The sequence below is a fragment of the Vogesella fluminis genome, from assembly GCF_014652335.1.
GTDB lineage: Bacteria > Pseudomonadota > Gammaproteobacteria > Burkholderiales > Chromobacteriaceae > Vogesella > Vogesella fluminis.
The window spans coordinates 21,262-38,107 of the sequence record NZ_BMYP01000019.1 but is presented as its reverse complement, the minus strand read 5'-3'; the positions used below and the strand labels follow the sequence as shown (position 1 = coordinate 38,107).

The following is a 16,846-nucleotide window of genomic DNA, read 5'->3' as shown; positions in this document are numbered from 1 at the left end:
GTAATTCAGTCTTGCGACTGCCCGCTACGGTTGCGGCGCAGCAGCCGGCTGTGGTCGATGACGTCGGCGGCGCGCGCCCGAAGTTGGCCGCAGCCGCCGTCGATATCCTGTCCGGCGGAGTCGCGTACCTTGGTCAGCACGCCGTTAGCGTGCAGGTAGCGCTTGATCTGCTGGATGCGCTCGGCGGACGGGCGCTGGTAGTGGTCGCCGTCCACGCTGTTGTACGGGATGATATTCAGCACGCCGTACTTGCCGCGCAGCAGTTGCACCGCGGCGTCCATTTCCTCGTCCGTGTCGTTGATGCCGGCCAGCAGCGTCCACTGGTACTGGATCGGGTAGCCGACGTGGCGCGCGTAGTCTTCGCCCAGCGCCACCAGCTCGGCCGGCTGGTAACGCGGTGCGCGCGGCAGCAATTGCGCGCGCAGCCCGGCATCGGTGGTGTGCAGCGACAGCGCCAGCGCCGGCTTCACCCGCTGCTGCGGCAGGCGCTCGAACACGCGCGGATCGCCGACGGTGGAGAACACCAGATTCTTGTGGCCGATATTGCCGTCGCTGCCCAGCAGGTTGATGGCGTCCAGCACATTGTCGATATTGTGCGCCGGCTCGCCCATGCCCATGAACACCACCTTCTTCACCGGGCGCAGGCGCCGCGCCAGCGCCACCTGCGCCACGATCTCGGCGCTGCCCAGCTGGCGCAGCAGCCCGCTCTTGCCGGTCATGCAGAAGGTACAGCCCACCGCGCAGCCCACCTGGCTGGACACGCACAGTCCGTCGCGCGGCAGCAGCACGCTCTCCACCATCTGGCCGTCGTTAAGCCGAACCAAGAGCCGCAGCGAGCCGTCCGCCGCCGGGTGCTGCGACTCGATGCGCGCCAGCGCGTCCAGCTGCGCCGAGAGCGGCGGCAGGCCGTTGCGTACCGACAGCGGGAAGTAGTGCTCGCCCTTCTGGTGGCGGGTGCCGGCGTCCAGCGGCTGGCCTTTCAGCCACGCGCGGTTGATGCGGCCGATATGGCAGGGGCGGGCGCCGAGATCGGCGAGGGCTTGGTGGAATTCCGGAATACGCATGGCAACAGGGCAGGCAGGGCGGCGAAGGCCGCCGGGTTGATCGCAAGGCGCACAGGGTACAGCAAGCGGGCGGGCGGCGGAACGGCGTTGCGGCCAACGTTGGCCGCATGGTGCCGGGGCACACGGGCCACACGCAAAAACGGCTGCCCCGTGTCGGGCGCAGCCGTTGTGGTGGCGCGAGGCGTGGCTCAGCCCTGGCGGTTGGCTTCCATCACCGTCAGCGCCGCCATGTTGATGATGCGGCGCACGGTGGCGCTGGAGGTCAGGATGTTGACCGGCGCGTTGGCGCCCAGCAGGAAGGGGCCGACCGCCACATTGCTGCCGGCTGCGGTTTTCAGCAGGTTGTAGGCGATGTTGCCGGCGTCCACGTTGGGGCAGACCAGCAGGTTGGCCGCGCCCTTGAGCGTGGACATCGGCAGGATCTTCAGGCGCAGCGCCTCGTCCAGCGCGCAGTCGCCGTGCATCTCGCCGTCGATCTCCAGCTCCGGCGCCAGCTTGCGCACGCGCTGCAGCGCCTCGCGCATCTTGCTGCCGGAGGCCGAGCTGCCGGAGCCGAAGTTGGAGCGCGACAGCAGCGCCACTTTCGGCACCAGGTGCAGCAGCGACATTTCCTCGGCGGCGGCGACGGTGAACTCGGCGATCTGCTCGGCGCTCGGGTTGTCGTTGACGTGGGTGTCCACCAGCGCCACGGTCTGCTTGTCCAGCAGCAGGATGTTCATCGCGGCGTAGGTGGCGGCGCCCGGCTTCTTGCCGATCACCTGGTCGATGTAGTGCAGGTGGTCGTTATAGCCGCCCACCGTGCCGCAGATCATGCCGTCGGCGTCGCCGAGCTTGACCATCATGGCGCCGATCAGGGTCAGGCGGCGGCGCATTTCCACGCGCGCCATTTCCTTGGTGATGCCGTCGCGGCACATCAGCTCCCAGTAGCTGGTCCAGTACTGGTGGAAGCGTTCGTCGTATTCCGGGTTGGTCACTTCCACGTCCTCGCCCAGACGCAGGCGCAGGCCGAATTTCTCGATGCGCGCCAGCAGTACTTCCGGACGGCCGACCAGGATCGGGCGCGCCAGCTTCTCGTCGACGATTACCTGCACCGCGCGCAGCACGCGCTCGTCCTCGCCCTCGGTAAACACGATGCGAGTCTTGCCGCCCTCGCGCACCTGTTTCTTGGCGGCGGCAAACAGCGGCTTCATGAAGCTGCCGGAGTGGTACACGAACTGCTGCAGCTGCTCGGTATAGGCGTCCAGATTGGCCACCGGGCGGGTGGCGACGCCGCTGTCCATCGCCGCCTTGGCCACCGCCGGGGCGATGCGCACGATCAGGCGCGGGTCGAACGGCTTCGGAATCAGGTATTGCGGGCCGAAGGACAGGTCGTAGCTGCCGTAGGCGGCGGCCACCACCTCGTTCTGCTCTTCTTCGGCGAGGCCGGCGATGGCGTACACCGCCGCCACTTCCATCTCGCGGTTGATGGTGGTGGCACCGACATCCAGCGCACCGCGGAAGATGTAGGGGAAGCACAGCACGTTGTTGACCTGGTTGGGGTAGTCGGAACGGCCGGTGGCCATCACCACGTCGTCGCGCACCGCGTGCGCCTCTTCCGGCAGGATTTCCGGCGCCGGGTTGGCCAGCGCCAGGATCAGCGGCCGTGCCGCCATCGCCGCCACCATGTCCGGTTTCAGCACGCCGCCGGCCGACAGGCCGAGGAACACGTCGGCGCTGCGGATGACCTCGGCCAGGGTGCGGGCGTCGGTCGGCTGCGCGAAGCGCTCCTTGGTCGGGTCCATCAGCGCCTGGCGGCCACGGTAGACCACGCCCTCGATGTCGGTGACCCAGATGTTTTCCAGCGGCAGGCCGAGGTGCACCATCAGGTCGAGGCAGGTCAGCGCGGCGGCGCCGGCGCCGGAGGTCACCACCTTCACCTCGCGGATGTCCTTGCCCACCACCTTCAGGCCGTTGATGAAGGCGGCGGCCACGGTGATGGCGGTGCCGTGCTGGTCGTCGTGGAACACCGGGATCTTCATGCGTTCGCGCAGCTTGCGCTCCACCTCGAAGCACTCCGGCGCCTTGATGTCTTCCAGGTTGATGCCGCCGAAGGTCGGCTCCAGCCCGGCGATGATCTCCACCAGCTTGTCGGGGTCGGTCTCGTTGATCTCGATGTCGAACACGTCCACGCCGGCGAACTTCTTGAACAGCACCGCCTTGCCTTCCATCACCGGCTTGGAGGCCAGCGCGCCGATATTGCCCAGCCCCAGCACCGCGGTGCCGTTGGTGATCACGCCCACCAGATTGGAGCGCGCGGTGAAACGGCTGGCATTGAGCGGATCGGCCACGATTTCCTCGCAGGCGGCGGCCACGCCCGGCGTGTAGGCCAGCGCCAGGTCGCGCTGCGTCACCAGCGGCTTGCTGGCGCTGACGGCGATTTTGCCGGGGGTCGGGAATTCGTGGTAATCCAGCGCTGCTTGACGATCGGTGCTGTTCATTATCTGTACCTTGTTCCGGGGTGCCGGCGGCATGGCGCCGGCACCGCATCAAAATCCTGCCGCCCGCTGCGGGCAGCCACCTGAAATGCGGGTCGGGTGGCGGGCAATTCGCCGCGACTCACCTGACTTGCGAGCAGTCTAGCGCCGTAACATAAGCAGATTATTTTGAATTACTATGCAGCCATAACCTTTACCTTATGAAGCGAGCTGCCATGCCGGCCAATGCCTCCGCCGAACTGCTGCGCCGACTGAGTTCGCGCCTGAAAATGCGGCACCTGATCCTGCTGCTGCAGATCCGCCAGCACGGTTCGCTGACGCGCGTGGCCGAGCAGATGGCCAGCAGCCAGCCGGCGATCACCAATGCGCTGGCCGAGCTGGAAAGCCTGTTCGGCGGCACCCTGTTCGACCGCTCGGTGCGCGGCATGGCGCCGACGGCGCTGGGCAAGCTGGTGCTGGCGCGGGCCGAGGCGATGATCCACGACCTCGGCCATCTGGTGCAGGACATGGAAACCGCCGCCGCCGGCCATGTGGCGCACCTGCACATCGGCGTGATTCCGTTCGTGCCCGGCCGGCTGCTGTCGGCCGCCATCCAGCACACGCTGCCGCAGGACGGCGGGCGGCTGACCGTCACCATCCACGAGGGCACCAGCGACCAGCTGCTGCCGCAATTGCGCGACCACACGCTGGATCTGGTGATCGGGCGTGCGTCGTCGGCGGTGGACGTGCAGGACGTGGCGTTCGAGGTGCTGTACCGGCAGCAGGCGCGCATGATCGCCAGCCGCCGCCTGGCGGCGCAGCTGGGGCGCAGCAAGCTGGACTGGCGCGCGCTGGTGGGGCTGGACTGGATTCTGGGCGCGCCGCACACGCCGATGCGCGAGCAGGTGGCCGATCTGTTCCTGGCCGCCGGTGTCGCGCCGCCGTCGCCGGTAGTGGAGAGCTACTCGTCCAAGCTGATCGGCGAGATGATCGTCGGCAACGAGCGCGCGGTGTCCATCGTGCCGGCCGACATCGCCGAAGAACTGGTGCGCACCGCCGGCGTCGCCATCGTGCCGTACTCGTTCGAGTGGACGCTGCCGCCGATCGCGCTGTTCACCCGCACCGGCAGCCCGCCGCGCCCGATCGAGCAGCAGTTTGCCGCCGCGCTACGCCAGCAGTGCCAGGGCGGCCAGTAGATTCGGGGGAGAGCGTCGGAAAAGGCTACGCTTGCGGCCAACGTTGGCCGCAAGCGTAAGGGGGACTAAGCTGCGTCAGAACCTGTCTACGATCTTGCGAGCTAGAGCGAGACAAGGCAAAAACGACTGAGGAAGCGGCGTTTAACTGAAGTAAGCAAGCATGCCGAAGGCGTTTTTAACGCGGTATCGCCCCATTGAGATCAAGTTGCAGCAGATCGTAAACAGGTTTTTAGGCCGGCGTGGCGGCCGCTTGCGCCTCTAGCTTGTCCTGGGTGCGGGTGTCGAAATCGCTGGCGGCGTGGCGCTCGTGCAGCTGCTCCGATAGCTCGCCGCGCAGGCGGTTCACCATGCGCCCGCGCTGCACCGCCGGCCGCGCTGCCATCTCGTTCGCCCAGCGCTGCACATGCGGGTACTCCTGCACCTGCAGGAACTCCGCCGCGCCGTACAGATTGCCGCGCACCAGCTCGCCATACCACGGCCACACCGCGATATCGGCGATGCTGTACTCGTCGCCCGCCAGCCAGCGGTTGTCCGCCAGGCGACGATCCAGCACATCCAGCTGGCGCTTGGCCTCCATCGCGAAGCGGTTGATCGCGTACTCGAATTTCTCCGGCGCGTAGACATAGAAATGGCCGAAACCGCCGCCCAGGAACGGCGCGCTGCCCATCTGCCAGAACAGCCACGACAGGCATTCGGTGCGCGTCGCCAGGTCCTGCGGCAACAGCGCGCCGAACTTCTCCGCCAGATACAGCAGGATGGCGCCGGATTCGAACACCCGCTGCGGCTCGGCACCGCTGCGATCCTGCAGCACCGGGATTTTCGAATTCGGGTTCAGCGCGACAAAGCCGCTGCCGAACTGCTCGCCCTCGTGGATGCGGATCAACCACGCATCGTACTCGGCGCCGCGATGGCCCAGCGCCAGCAGCTCTTCCAGCATGATGGTCACCTTCACGCCATTGGGCGTGGCCAGCGAATACAGCTGCAGCGGGTGCTCGCCCACCGGCAGCGGCTGCTCGTGGGTCGGCCCGGCGATCGGGCGGTTGATGTTGGCAAACTGGCCGCCGTTGGCCTGATCCCATGTCCAGACGCGGGGCGGGGTGTAGCGCGATTCGCTCATGAGCAGAAGTCCTGTCGGTGTGCCACCAGGAGACTGTTCGCAAGCTGCCGTGACTATCCCGATGGGGCGATGTCGCGTTGGAGGCGGTTTCGGAATGCTTGTCGACTCCATGTCAACTCTGCTTCCGCGGTCGTTTTCGCCTGGTCTCGCTCTGTCTCGCAGGATCGTGAACATGCTCCGGGGGCAAGGGTGGTGAAAGAAGACCGTCTCGGCTACGGTGATCCGGGTTGTCCGTCGGCGACAAAGTACAAGGCTGCGGAATTGATGCAGAAGCGCTCGCCGCTGGGTGGCGGGCCGTCATCGAAGACATGGCCGAGGTGGGCGTCGCAGCGGTTGCAGCGCACCTCGGTGCGGATCATGCCGTGGCTGGTGTCGCGGATGCGGCGGATGCTGCCCGTGACGGCTTCTTCCCAGAAGCTGGGCCAGCCGCAGCCGGCGTCGAACTTGGCGGCGGATTCGAACAGCAGCGCATCGCAGCACACGCAGTGGTAATTGCCGACCTGGCTGTGCAGGTAGTAATCACCGCTGAACGGGCGCTCGGTGCCGGCTTCGCGGGTGACATAGTATTGTTCCGGCGTGAGGATGGCGCGCCATTCGGCCGGGGTCTTGAACAGCTTGTCGGGCATGATGCATTTCCTTTGCGGCCAACCTTGGGCGCTGGTCGCGCCGGATACGGTTTTCTTACAGCTCGTCCAGGCTTTGAGCCAGATGGCGCTGGTCGGCCCATTCGATGATAGACCATTGCGCGGCATCGACGCCCAGCCAGTTCAGCGCGGCATTGGGGATCGGTACTGTGCGCGGTGCCGTCAGCGGCTGGCCGCTGGCCAGGCGGTAGGCCATGTCCAGCACGCCGCCGTGGGAGACCAGCAGGATGCTCTGGCCGTGGTGTTCCGCCGCCAGCCGCGTCAGCGCCTGGTGTACGCGCGCCGAGAACACCAGCAGGCTTTCGCCGCCGCCCAGGTCGTGCGCCGGCTCGCGCTGGCTGTAGCCGTGCCAGGCGTAGGGCTGCTGTTGCGGGCCATCGGCAAGGGCCACGCCCTGCAGGGCGCCGAAGTGGCGCTCGCGCAGCTCCGGCAAGGGGGTGACCGCCAGCCCCAGCTGCTGCGCGATCGGCGCCGCGGTGCTGGCGGCGCGTTGCAGATCGCTGCTGTACAGCGCGGCAAACGGGTGGGCAGCCTGTTTGAGGGCGGCGGCAAGGCGGATCGCCTGCTGCCGGCCGTTGTCGTTGAGCGGGATGTCCAGCTGGCCTTGCAGGCGCCGCTCGGTGTTCCAGTCGGTTTCGCCGTGACGAACCAGGCAGATGCGGGTAACGGTCATGTCGGGGCACCCTAGCGCAAGGCAAAGGCCAAGCCTAACGGTACAAACAGCAGGCTGGCAAGGTTGCCGATCAGCACGATGGACGCCATGCGTTCCGGCTCCTGCTGGTACAGCTCGGCCATCAGGAAATTCAGCACCGCCGGCGGCAGCGCGCCGAACAGTACCACCAGCGCCGTCTGCTCCGGCGCCAGCTGCAGCAGCGGGATCGCCAGCGCGGCACCGGCCAGGCCGGTCAGCGGGCACAGCACGGCGCCGAGCAGGCCGACGCGCCAGCCGGCAAAGCTGACATCCACCATGCGCACGCCCAGCGCGAACAGCATCAGCGGAATGGTCATCTCGCCCAGCATCCTGATGCCGGCCATCAGCCACACCGGCAGGGTGATGCCGCTCAGGCCAAAGACCAGGCCGAGCAGGGTGGCGATCACGATCGGGTTGCGGCGCAGCCCGGCCAGGCTGGTGTGGTGGCTGAAAATGAAGGCGCCGAGGGTGAAGTGCAGCAGGTTGGAGACGATGAACAGCACCACGAAGGCTTGGAAACCCTGCTGACCGAAGGCCAGCAGCGCCAGCGGCAGGCCCATGTTGCCGCAGTTGTTGAACATCATCGCCGGCAGCAGGGTGCGCGGGTCGATGCGGCACAGTCGCGCCACCGGCCAGCTCAGCACGCCGGACAGCAACACGATCAGCACCGCGGCTGGCACCAGCTTCCAGTGCGCCAGCAGGTCGAAATCCCTGGCCGCCAGCGCGGAAAACACCAGCAGCGGCACGCAGACGTCCATGTTCAGCTTGTTGGCGGCGCGCATGTCCGGGCGCACACGGCGCGCGTACACGCCGCCGATCAGCACGATGACCAGTACCGGCAGGATGATGGTGAGGATGCGTTCGAACATGGGCGGGCTCGCGAGGGTGGGGCAAACATTGTGGCGCAGCGCCCGGTCGCCGTGTGCGAGGGTAAACCCTTGCGCAAGGCAATGCCGGCAGAACAGCGTGTTCTGCCGGCGCGGGCAGGATTACAGGATGCCGACGCCCGATATCTCGCGGGCAAGGTTGGCCGCATAGTTGTCGGTCATGGCGCCGATGTAGTCCAGCACCTGCATGTAGGCGTGGTACAGGCTCTGCCCGGTGTGCAGCGGGGCGGGCAGCAGGTTCAGCGCCAGATGGTGGCGGGCGCTGAGTGCGTCTTCACCCATCGTCAGGCGGGTGCGGATTGCCGGTACCAGCACGTCCAGTACCGTGCCGATGCAGGGGTAGGATGCCAGCTCGGTGACCAGCTTGGTGCGGTGGCGGTACACCTTCTGGCTGGCCAGCGCCTTGGCTGCGAGCAGGGTTTCCTTGATCTGCGGTGTGCAGACGTCGATCAGGTCCTTGCCGGGGAAGCTGCCGCGCAGCAGGGTGTCCTGGTGCACCATGAACTTCTCGGCGACCTCGGCGACACAGCGGCCGATGGCGATGCCGCGCAGCATCGCGCACTTCTGGCGCGGATCGTCGGTGTGCCACAGGCGCTCGGTTTCACCGAAGTGGCTGAACAGCGCCTCGAATTCGCGGACGTCGAGAATGCCGATTTCCACCGCGTCTTCCAGGTCGAGAATGGCGTAGCAGATGTCGTCGGCGGCCTCCATCAGGTAGGACAGCGGGTGGCGCGCCCACTCGTGCTCACCCTTGCGGATCAGCCCCAGCTCGGCGGCGACATGCTCGAAGTAGGCCAGCTCGGTGCGGTAGATGTTGAACTTGCCGCGCGCCTGCGCCCGCGGCGCGTCCGAGGTCCACGGGTACTTGATCAGCGCGCCGAGCGCGGCGGAGGTCAGCCGCATGCCGCCTTCACTGCCGTACATCTCCAGGCTGGCGACCATGCGCAGGCCGTGGGCGTTGCCTTCGTAGGTCCGGATGTCGGCCTGTTCCGCCGCGGACAGGCCGTGCAGCAGGTGGGCATGGCGCGGGTCACGGAACCATTCTCGCAGTGCGTCTTCGCCGGTATGGCCGAACGGCGGGTTGCCGATGTCGTGGGCCAGGCAGGCGACCTGCACCACGCTGCCGATATCGAACGGGGTGTAGCCGGCCGGCAGCAGCTCGGCGTGCTGCATCATGGCGCCGACGCGGTTGCCGAGACTGCGGCCAACGCTGGCAACTTCCACACTGTGGGTAAGGCGGTTGTGGGTGTGGTCGTGGCTGGCCAGCGGGTGTACCTGGGTCTTGCGCCCAAGGCGACGGAAGGCACTGGAAAACACCAGCCGGTCGTGGTCGATGTGAAAGTCGCTGCGCAGACCCGCCGTGGCCTCCAGCGTGGCGGGGGCCTGCGACGCCAGCACCTTGCCGGCCTGCAGTTTGAATCGGCGGGTGGAAAGCAGCGCTTCCCAGTTCATTACATGATCAGTCACGGCGGCATGGTCCTTGAGGTCGGCAGGCATGGCAACCGTGTGGTCACCATGCCCTGATCATGCCAGAAACGCGGGGGACGTGCAGGCGGGGCCGCCTCAGTCGGCCAGCAGGCTGCGGCCGGAACGGGCCGGTTTCTTGGCCAGCGGGATGTCGTAGCCGATCATGAACAGCGCGGCCTCGACGCGGCGCAGGCCGGCGTCGCCCTTGCACCAGTCGCTGCTGGCGGCGTCGCAGGCGGCACCCAGCACCCAGCCGGCGCGGATTTTCCATTCGGCGTGAAAGCGGCTGCGGTTGGCCAGCTGCTTGAAGTGCAGCAGCTCGGTGCTGGGGTTGCGGTTCATGGTGGACGCGCCCGGTGCCCACGGGAAGCACAGGTTCGGGTCCAGCAGTAGACGGTTCTTTTCGCAGAACTGGCGCACCAGATAGCCCAGCGCGGCGCCAGTGCGGCCGTCATAGGCCAGCAATCGCGGCGCGGCCAGGGTGTACACTTTGGTAAAGCCGGCGTTCATGCGCAGCTCGCCGTCGAAGGCACTGCAATCCGGCGTGTCGCTGGCGAAAATGGCCAGGCTGCGCTGCAGCTTGACGGCAAGGTTGGCCGCATGGCTGCGGGCCCAGTCGCGGTTCAGGGTGTAGAGCTTTATCACCTTGCCGCCGGACGCCCACAGCAGGGTGTCATCGATGATGTCGACCAGCGCGTCGTGCTGCTGGCTCAGCGCCAGGCTCAGCCGTTCGCGCAACGACTGCTGGATGGCCAGATGCTGCTCATAGTGGCGACCATTCCAGTAAAAGCGCTGGAAGGCCTGCTGCAGGGTGTCGGCACGGAAGGCGCGGTCGTAGCCGTCCGGCAGGATCTTGTCGCGGATGTAGAACTGGTGTTCGCCAAACGCCTCGCCATCCAGCCAGCCGGCCAGCTGGGCCACAAACTGGCTGACGCTGGCGTTGCCGAGGTACGACGCTTTTTGTAATGGTGCAATCATGGGAAGAAGCGAACCCGTGTTTCGATGTTGGTGTGGGGTTGATCTTCGGTGCCGCCATGGCCGGCCGCTGCGGTTGGTCGCCGGCTGGCGGTGCCACAAGCTGCCTTATGGGTATGCTCTGTTATGGCATAGCGTATGCAATTAAAGCATGCCTAAATGTTTATTTAATGGCCTTATCGCAGTTGCTTAATAATGTGTAATTAATCGCTTTAAGCTGCTGTGTTGTTTGATTAAAGAATGCCGTGGATGCCGGCTTTTTATGTTGCGAAATTGCAACCAAGCTACAATGGCCGGCATCAGAACATCACCGGCGGAACCGCCACTGTGAGGATTGTTGTCATGCAGTTTGAACATTTGATTCGCATCTCTCCAGCCGATAGCAGCCAGGCGCCGACGCTGACCCGGCAGCAGCTATGGCAGGGGCTGGTATTGCGCGCCGAGCTGCCGATGCAGTTCGACGAAAACATCACCAGCGCCCGCATCGTGGCGCGCGAGGGCAGTGTCTGGCAGCGTGAAATCGCCTTCGGCACACTGATCGTGCACGAGCGTATCGAGCTGGAGCTGGAGCAGGAGGTGCGCTATCACGCGCAGGCCACGGAGCTGCATCCGGGCGGCTCGCGCATCATGCGCATCGAGGAGCCGGAGCCGGGCGTGCTGTTCGTGCGCTTCATCTACGACATGTCGGCGCTGACCGCGAATGCCAGCGAAGCGGAACTGGCGCGGCTGTTGCCCTACGTCAAGTCGGCCTACCAGCAGGCGGACATGGACACCGCCGAGCGCATCATCGAACTGATCGTGACCGGCCAGTTGACGGCGCAATAAGCCTGTACCGCGGCACATGGTGTACACTCTCGCCCTCTTTGCGCCGGCCGCCCTGGTGGCCGGCAAGCTGATCGGATTGCGCTAGCCCCTGCGGTTATCGCCTTTGGGGCGTTGCATGCACTACACCATTTTCGATACGCCGGTCGTGCGTACCTTTTGTCGCTGGTTTTCCATTGCCACGCTGCGCTTGCTCGGCTGGCGGCTGGACGGCGACTTCCCCCGTCTGCAGAAGTACGTGCTGATCGGTGCGCCGCACACCAGCAACTGGGATTTTCCGCTCACCCTGATGTTCTGCTTTGCCGCCCGTGCCCGTATCTACTGGATGGGCAAGCACACCCTGTTCAGCGGGCCGCTGGGGCCGTTGATGCGCTGGCTGGGTGGTGTTGCGGTTGACCGGCGGCAGAGCAATTCACTGGTGGAGCAGATGGTGGCTGAATTCAACCGGCGTGAGGCGCTGGTATTGACGGTGCCGCCGGAGGGTACCCGCAGCCGGGTGACGGAGTGGAAAAGCGGCTTTTATTACATTGCACTTGGTGCCGGCGTGCCGATTGCTTTGGCATATCTGGATTATCCAAGCAAGTGTGGCGGCATTCTGGCCATGTATCAGCCAAGCGGTGATGTCGCGGCGGATATGCCGCAGATCCGCGCCTTTTATCGTGACGTTACCGGCAGGCATCCACACAACCAGTAAGCAGGGTTGCCGGTGGTTGTCCATCAAGAACATCACGCCCCGTTACGCCGGGCGTGATGTTTTTTATGGCTGCTGCTTGCGCTGCGGGCCGACGTCCAGTGTTGCCCAGCCGGCGTGCCCCAGCTCTTCCAGTACCTCGATATTGCGCTCGAAGATCGCCTCCGCCTCCGGAAAGGCCTCCACTGCGCGCGCGATGCTGCTTTCGCGTATCAGGTGCAGTGTCGGGTAGGGGGAGTGATTGGTGAAGTTGCCGATATCGTTGATGGTGGTATCGGCAAACTGGAATCTCGGGTGGAAGCTGGCCACCTGGATCTCGCCCTCTAGCCCCATGTCGGCCACTGCGGCATCGGCTATTTCCAGGAAATCGTTGAAGTCGGGAAAACGCTGCAGCGTGTGCGGATGCACCAGCAAGGTGGTGTCGGTTTCCTGTGGATCGGTTTCCTGCAGCAGGCGCAACTCCAGCATCAGCTGTTCCAGCAGCGTGGCCGGATCGCGGGCGTCGCTGACGATGATGCGTACTTGGTTCTTGATATGGACCGACTTGGCAAACGGGCACAGGTTCAGCCCGATAACGGCGTTTTCCAGCCAGCGGCGAGTTGCATCAAGAATGGTATCCTGATCTGTGGAGTTCATGGCTGTGTCTTGCGTCTGGTAACAAAACAAAAAACCCGGACAATAATCCGGGTTTTTCGAGGCTCTTGTGCAGCCAGCGGCAGAATTACTCTGGCTGGATGTTGGAAGCTTGCTTGCCCTTGGGGCCGTCAACGATGTCAAAGCTTACGCGCTGGTTTTCAGCCAGGGTGCGGAAGCCTTTGGAGTTGATCTGGGAGAAGTGAGCGAAAACGTCGTCACCGCCGTTGTCCGGAGTGATGAAGCCGAAGCCCTTGGAGTCGTTAAACCATTTAACGGTACCGGTTGCCATGTTCTGTTCCCTTTTGAGAATAGCGTTGAAAATTGAGAAAAGCGCATGTCAATCAAGAGAAATGACAAACTGTGGTACGGGCAGGGCCACTACAACAACTGACAGATCACATCTTGAAAAACTGCAGAACGCAGTCTGCCTGTTGGTGTCGTCCTCGGCAAGTGTTTTTTGGGGGAATGGGAGAAAATTACCGGAAACGGCAGGTGCGCAATGATAATTGCCGTTGCCGGGCTGGCGCTGTTCTCGGGTTGTGGCACATTGATACGTCATTGGCTATACAACATCGATAACCCGGGTGTGACCCGGCACCTTCCGGAGGCATGGCGTGAGCAATTTACCGGCGTATTACCGCATTGAGGACGAAGAGAGTTTTTCCGATTTCCAGAGCGTGCTGGAAGACTATGTGCCACGCATTGCGCACCTGCTGACCGCACTGCGACAGGCGCCGGGCGACAGTGCGCTGCTGGGCGAGTTGATGCGCCTGCTGCATACCATTAAGGGTGATGCCGGGCTGTGTAGGCTGGGCTTCGTGGTGCCCTTGCTGCATGGGATGGAGGAGGTACTGGCGCGGGTGCGCAGCGGCGAACTGCTGTTCAGCTACAACATCGAGCAGGTGCTGTTTCTGGCGCTGGACCGGCTAGAGTTGCTGGTGCAGTCACTGGAGTTGCACAGCGAAGTGGCGCTGGCCGATTTCCACCTGCTATGCCAGGAGCTGGCGCGGGTATCGCAAACGGCACCTGCGGCGCTGGATGATGCCATCAATCACCTGATTGAGACCGTGACCGGCTACAAGCCGGTGATGCCCAGCCAGTCCGATGCCAGCTCCGTCAACGCCGGTAATCGCGAGGATCTGCATCTGTTCCGCCAGCTGGCCATGCAGCTTGAGCAGCGTTCGGTATTGTTCCAGGGGCGCACCGAGCGCAATCTGCTGCTGGCGCGTGCCTGTAACGAGGCTGCCGGCTTCGTGATTGATCCGCTGCAGTTGGAGGTGGCGATCTGCCTTCACGATATCGGCATGATGTTCCTGCCGGAAGCGCTATGGCTGAAGCCGGGGCGGCTGAGTGAAGCAGAGCGGGGGCAGCTGGAACAGCATCCGCACTGGGCGGCCGCACTGCTGGCGCGGATGGCAGGCTGGGAAGAGGCGGCACTGATGGTACGCCAGCACCACGAGCGGCTGGATGGCAAGGGCTATCCGGCCGGGCTTGGCGGTGACGGCATTTGTGACGGCGCGCGACTGATTGCGATTGTCAATGCGTTCGAGGCGGTAATTCTCAAACATGGCCAGCGACAGCAATCCCGCTCGTTGCTGCGGGCCGTGGCCGAGTTGAATGCTTGCGAATCGCAGTTTGACCAGCGCTGGATCTCACACTTCAATACGGTGGTGCACCGGCATATTGCCAGTGGCGAGGGGTTGCCGCACATCCGCTAGCCGCGAATGGCCGGTGCACAAGCAAAGGTTGGCCGCAAGGCAGTGCTGCATTGCGGCCAACCTTGTCAAGACGCTATCCTGGCGGGGTGAAACCCGCTCTCAGTGCTGCATGAAGCGGCGCAGTGGTGTGCTGTCCCAGTCGACGCTGTCGAGCAGGTTCTTCACGATCAGTCCCAGCTCGGTGTCGCCCTCAATACGCAACCGGCGCGAGAAGAACAGCGTGTCCGGGTCTTCCTCGCGCAGCATCAGGCGCAGGAAATCAGCCAGGTTGGCTGCAAGGTGCAAGTCGGGCGTGTTGCTGGTGTTGCGGGTATGAAACCGCTCATCATCGGCGGAGAAGGTCAGTGTCAGGCCGGCGTCGCAGATTTCTACCGCAAAGGTCTTGCCGCTGAGCAGGCTCATGTCGGCGGCCAGCACCTGACGCTTTTGCAACTGATTAAGGCTGTGCACCAGCAGCCACGCTGGCGGCGTCGCCGGCAGGCGTTGCAGCCAGCGCCGGCCGAAGGACGGCAGGGTAAAGTCAGGAACAGGCATGGTGGTCTCCCTGGTAGGCAATACCGGCCTCGCCGCGCCAGTAACCATCGGCCAGCGGCATCGCGGACAGCGACTGCAGGCGGGTTGCGGCGGCAGCCGCTGTGGACGGCTGGGTCAGCACGTCACGGAACTGCTGCACGACGGCAGCCATGTTGTCGGCTTGCGGGCTGAGGCGCAGGATGCCGACGCCGCTGTGTTGCAGCGCCGGATAGTGCGCCAGCAGTGATTGCCGTGCCGCAGACTGGGTCTGGATACCGTTGATGGCGAGGAACGGCTGGCCGTCCTGGGTATGCATGGTCATGCCTTCCGGATGTTCCAGGCACTTGAACTGGCAGTCGTCCTTGTTCAGCCGGTAGTGGCGGGCGGTGAAGCAGCGTGCGGAGTAGGCCAGCGGCAGCCGACCCCAGGCAAACAGCTCGGTTTCCGGCAAGTCTTCCTCGTCGCCGACGATGTCGCGCAGCAGGCTGGCGCTGCATTCCAGCGGGCAGACCCAGCGATAGGCGCCCAGTTGCTGGAACAGGCGCAAGGTATCGCGGTTGTAGATGTTGAGGTGCGGACCGGCGACGAACGGCAGCTGACGTTCATGCAGCAGGCGCACCGCACCCAGGTCGTTGGCTTCCAGACGCACGGCCTGGTGATCGATCAGCTGGCGCAGGCGTTTGAGGTCGCTCTCGCTTTCCAGCAGTACCTGGCTGGAGAGGACGATTTCCTTGCCGCTGGCTGCGAGATCGTCGGCAAGGGCGATCCAGTCGCGGGTGCGCAATTGCTGCCGGCGCGAGCAGACCACTTCGCCAAGATAGATGATATCCAGTGGCCAGCCGGCGGCTTCGGCATAAAACTCCATTACCTGGTCGCGATACCAGAAGTACTGCAATGGCCCGAGTGAGAGCCTCATGGCGGGATGTGACATGACTGAAGCGTTTCCTTGTTATTTCCACGGCCGGTCGTAGGCGCCGAGCGTAACCTGCTGACCTTCCGATACCTTGGACAGTGCCTGTTGCCATGCCGGCTTGACGCTGAAGCGCTGGCCGGTCTGTCCTGCCTGGTCCAGCGCTTCACGCAGTGCGCGGGTTACCTGGGCGACATAGGCGGGGCTGCGCTGGCGGCCTTCGACCTTGATTGCGGCAACGCCGGCATCCAGCAGTTGCGGCAGCATCGCCAGCACATTGAGACTGGATGGTTGTTCCAGCACGTAATCGGTGTGGCCCTCCACCTCGAAGCGGCCCTTGCACAGCGTCGGGTAGCCGGCGGTTTCGCTGGCGCCGTAGCGGTCGATCAGGATGTGGTTGAGGCGGGCGTCCATGCCCTTGCCGTTGTCTTCCCAGCGGACGAAGCGTGCTGGCGAACAGACGCCGTGGCTGTTCGGCGATTCGCCGGTGGCGTAGCTGGATAGCAGGCAGCGGCCTTCCACCATCACGCACAGGCTGCCGAAGCCGAATACTTCGATCTCGACACTGGTATTGGCGATTACGTGGCGTACCTGATCAAGCGTCAGTACCCGCGGCAACACCGCGCGCTGTACGCCGAACAGCGATTGTGCCAGGTTGATGGCTTCGTAATTGGTGGCAGAGCCCTGTACGGACAGGTGCAGGCGCAGCGACGGATGGCGTTCGTGTGCGTAGGCGAGCAGGCCGAGGTCGGCAAGGATTACGGCATCGACACCCAGTGCGGCGGCCTCGTCAATGGCGGCGCGCCAGCGCAGGCTGTCGCCGCCGCGGGCGTAGGTATTGATTGCCATCAGCACCTTGCGCTTGCGGTCGCGGGCATAGCGGATGCCCTCGCTGGCGCTGCGATGGTCGAAGTTCAGCCCGGCAAAATTGCGGGCGTTGGTGTCATTCTTGAGGCCGAGATAGACCGCATCCGCGCCATTGTCGATGGCGGCCTTCAGCGCGGGCAGGCTGCCGGCCGGGCAGATCAGTTCGGGAAGGCGTTGCATACTGTATTTCCGTCA

At 64.6% G+C, this 16,846-nt stretch carries 17 protein-coding genes; 4 read left to right on the top strand and 13 right to left on the bottom strand.

Annotated elements, in window-relative coordinates:
• Nucleotides 1–5: 5 nt before the first annotated feature.
• Nucleotides 6–1,064 carry an RNA methyltransferase gene (locus IE083_RS09140; protein WP_189353293.1) on the bottom strand — a complete coding sequence of 353 codons (1,059 nt, stop codon included), beginning with the start codon at nucleotides 1,062–1,064 and terminating at the stop codon, nucleotides 6–8.
• A 188-nt stretch (nucleotides 1,065–1,252) separates the two neighbouring features.
• Nucleotides 1,253–3,541: an NADP-dependent malic enzyme gene (locus tag IE083_RS09135; RefSeq protein ID WP_189353292.1), complete on the bottom strand. Its 2,289-nt coding sequence runs from the start codon at nucleotides 3,539–3,541 to the stop codon at nucleotides 1,253–1,255.
• Nucleotides 3,542–3,753: 212 nt separating this feature from the next.
• On the opposite strand from IE083_RS09135, the gene IE083_RS09130 reads away from it, so the two are divergent.
• Nucleotides 3,754–4,713: a LysR substrate-binding domain-containing protein gene (locus IE083_RS09130; RefSeq protein ID WP_189353291.1), complete on the top strand. Its 960-nt coding sequence runs from the start codon at nucleotides 3,754–3,756 to the stop codon at nucleotides 4,711–4,713.
• Between the two features lie 229 nt (nucleotides 4,714–4,942).
• On the opposite strand, the gene yghU is transcribed toward IE083_RS09130, so the two are convergent.
• The 6 genes from yghU to IE083_RS09100 all read right to left on the bottom strand — a co-directional run bounded on the left by yghU (nucleotide 4,943) and on the right by IE083_RS09100 (nucleotide 10,497).
• Nucleotides 4,943–5,830 carry a glutathione-dependent disulfide-bond oxidoreductase gene (yghU, locus tag IE083_RS09125; RefSeq protein WP_189353290.1) on the bottom strand — a complete coding sequence of 296 codons (888 nt, stop codon included), beginning with the start codon at nucleotides 5,828–5,830 and terminating at the stop codon, nucleotides 4,943–4,945.
• Between the two features lie 212 nt (nucleotides 5,831–6,042).
• Nucleotides 6,043–6,456, bottom strand: a complete 414-nt coding sequence (gene msrB, locus IE083_RS09120) for a peptide-methionine (R)-S-oxide reductase MsrB (protein ID WP_189353289.1) — start codon at nucleotides 6,454–6,456, stop codon at nucleotides 6,043–6,045.
• A gap of 55 nt (nucleotides 6,457–6,511) precedes the next feature.
• Entirely contained in the window at nucleotides 6,512–7,147 is a 636-nt protein-coding gene (locus tag IE083_RS09115; protein ID WP_189353288.1) for a histidine phosphatase family protein, read from the bottom strand.
• Between the two features lie 11 nt (nucleotides 7,148–7,158).
• Nucleotides 7,159–8,034: an AEC family transporter gene (locus IE083_RS09110; RefSeq protein WP_189353287.1), complete on the bottom strand. Its 876-nt coding sequence runs from the start codon at nucleotides 8,032–8,034 to the stop codon at nucleotides 7,159–7,161.
• Nucleotides 8,035–8,154: 120 nt separating this feature from the next.
• Nucleotides 8,155–9,504: a deoxyguanosinetriphosphate triphosphohydrolase gene (locus tag IE083_RS09105; RefSeq protein WP_189353312.1), complete on the bottom strand. Its 1,350-nt coding sequence runs from the start codon at nucleotides 9,502–9,504 to the stop codon at nucleotides 8,155–8,157.
• 111 nt (nucleotides 9,505–9,615) lie between these two features.
• Entirely contained in the window at nucleotides 9,616–10,497 is an 882-nt protein-coding gene (locus IE083_RS09100) for a hypothetical protein (RefSeq protein WP_189353286.1), read from the bottom strand.
• A 339-nt stretch (nucleotides 10,498–10,836) separates the two neighbouring features.
• Between IE083_RS09100 and IE083_RS09095 the strand changes: the two genes are divergently transcribed.
• Nucleotides 10,837–11,319, top strand: coding sequence for an AtaL-like protein (locus tag IE083_RS09095; protein ID WP_189353285.1), 483 nt, complete (start codon nucleotides 10,837–10,839; stop codon nucleotides 11,317–11,319).
• A gap of 115 nt (nucleotides 11,320–11,434) precedes the next feature.
• Entirely contained in the window at nucleotides 11,435–12,010 is a 576-nt protein-coding gene (locus IE083_RS09090) for a lysophospholipid acyltransferase family protein (protein ID WP_189353284.1), read from the top strand.
• A gap of 63 nt (nucleotides 12,011–12,073) precedes the next feature.
• Here the strand turns inward: IE083_RS09090 and IE083_RS09085 are convergent, their stop codons facing one another.
• Both IE083_RS09085 and IE083_RS09080 read right to left on the bottom strand, forming a co-directional pair.
• Nucleotides 12,074–12,643, bottom strand: a complete 570-nt coding sequence (locus IE083_RS09085) for a DUF1415 domain-containing protein (RefSeq protein WP_189353283.1) — start codon at nucleotides 12,641–12,643, stop codon at nucleotides 12,074–12,076.
• An 85-nt stretch (nucleotides 12,644–12,728) separates the two neighbouring features.
• The gene (locus tag IE083_RS09080) at nucleotides 12,729–12,932 is read right to left on the bottom strand and encodes a cold-shock protein (protein ID WP_047965275.1); all 204 of its coding nucleotides are present in this window, start codon (nucleotides 12,930–12,932) and stop codon (nucleotides 12,729–12,731) included.
• Nucleotides 12,933–13,257: 325 nt separating this feature from the next.
• Between IE083_RS09080 and IE083_RS09075 the strand changes: the two genes are divergently transcribed.
• On the top strand, nucleotides 13,258–14,361 hold the full coding sequence (locus IE083_RS09075) for an HD-GYP domain-containing protein (RefSeq protein ID WP_189353282.1): 1,104 nt from the start codon (nucleotides 13,258–13,260) through the stop codon (nucleotides 14,359–14,361).
• Between the two features lie 99 nt (nucleotides 14,362–14,460).
• On the opposite strand, the gene ubiT is transcribed toward IE083_RS09075, so the two are convergent.
• The 3 genes from ubiT to ubiU are packed head-to-tail and all read right to left on the bottom strand — an operon-like array spanning nucleotide 14,461 to nucleotide 16,831.
• Nucleotides 14,461–14,895, bottom strand: coding sequence for a ubiquinone anaerobic biosynthesis accessory factor UbiT (gene ubiT, locus IE083_RS09070; RefSeq protein ID WP_189353281.1), 435 nt, complete (start codon nucleotides 14,893–14,895; stop codon nucleotides 14,461–14,463).
• Nucleotides 14,882–15,805, bottom strand: coding sequence for a U32 family peptidase (locus IE083_RS09065; protein ID WP_229799681.1), 924 nt, complete (start codon nucleotides 15,803–15,805; stop codon nucleotides 14,882–14,884). Before IE083_RS09065 ends, ubiT begins: the two co-directional genes overlap by 14 nt.
• Before the next feature lie 18 nt (nucleotides 15,806–15,823).
• Complete coding sequence (ubiU, locus tag IE083_RS09060) at nucleotides 15,824–16,831, bottom strand: ubiquinone anaerobic biosynthesis protein UbiU (protein WP_189353280.1); 1,008 nt, start codon at nucleotides 16,829–16,831, stop codon at nucleotides 15,824–15,826.
• Between the last annotated feature and the right edge of the window lie 15 nt (nucleotides 16,832–16,846).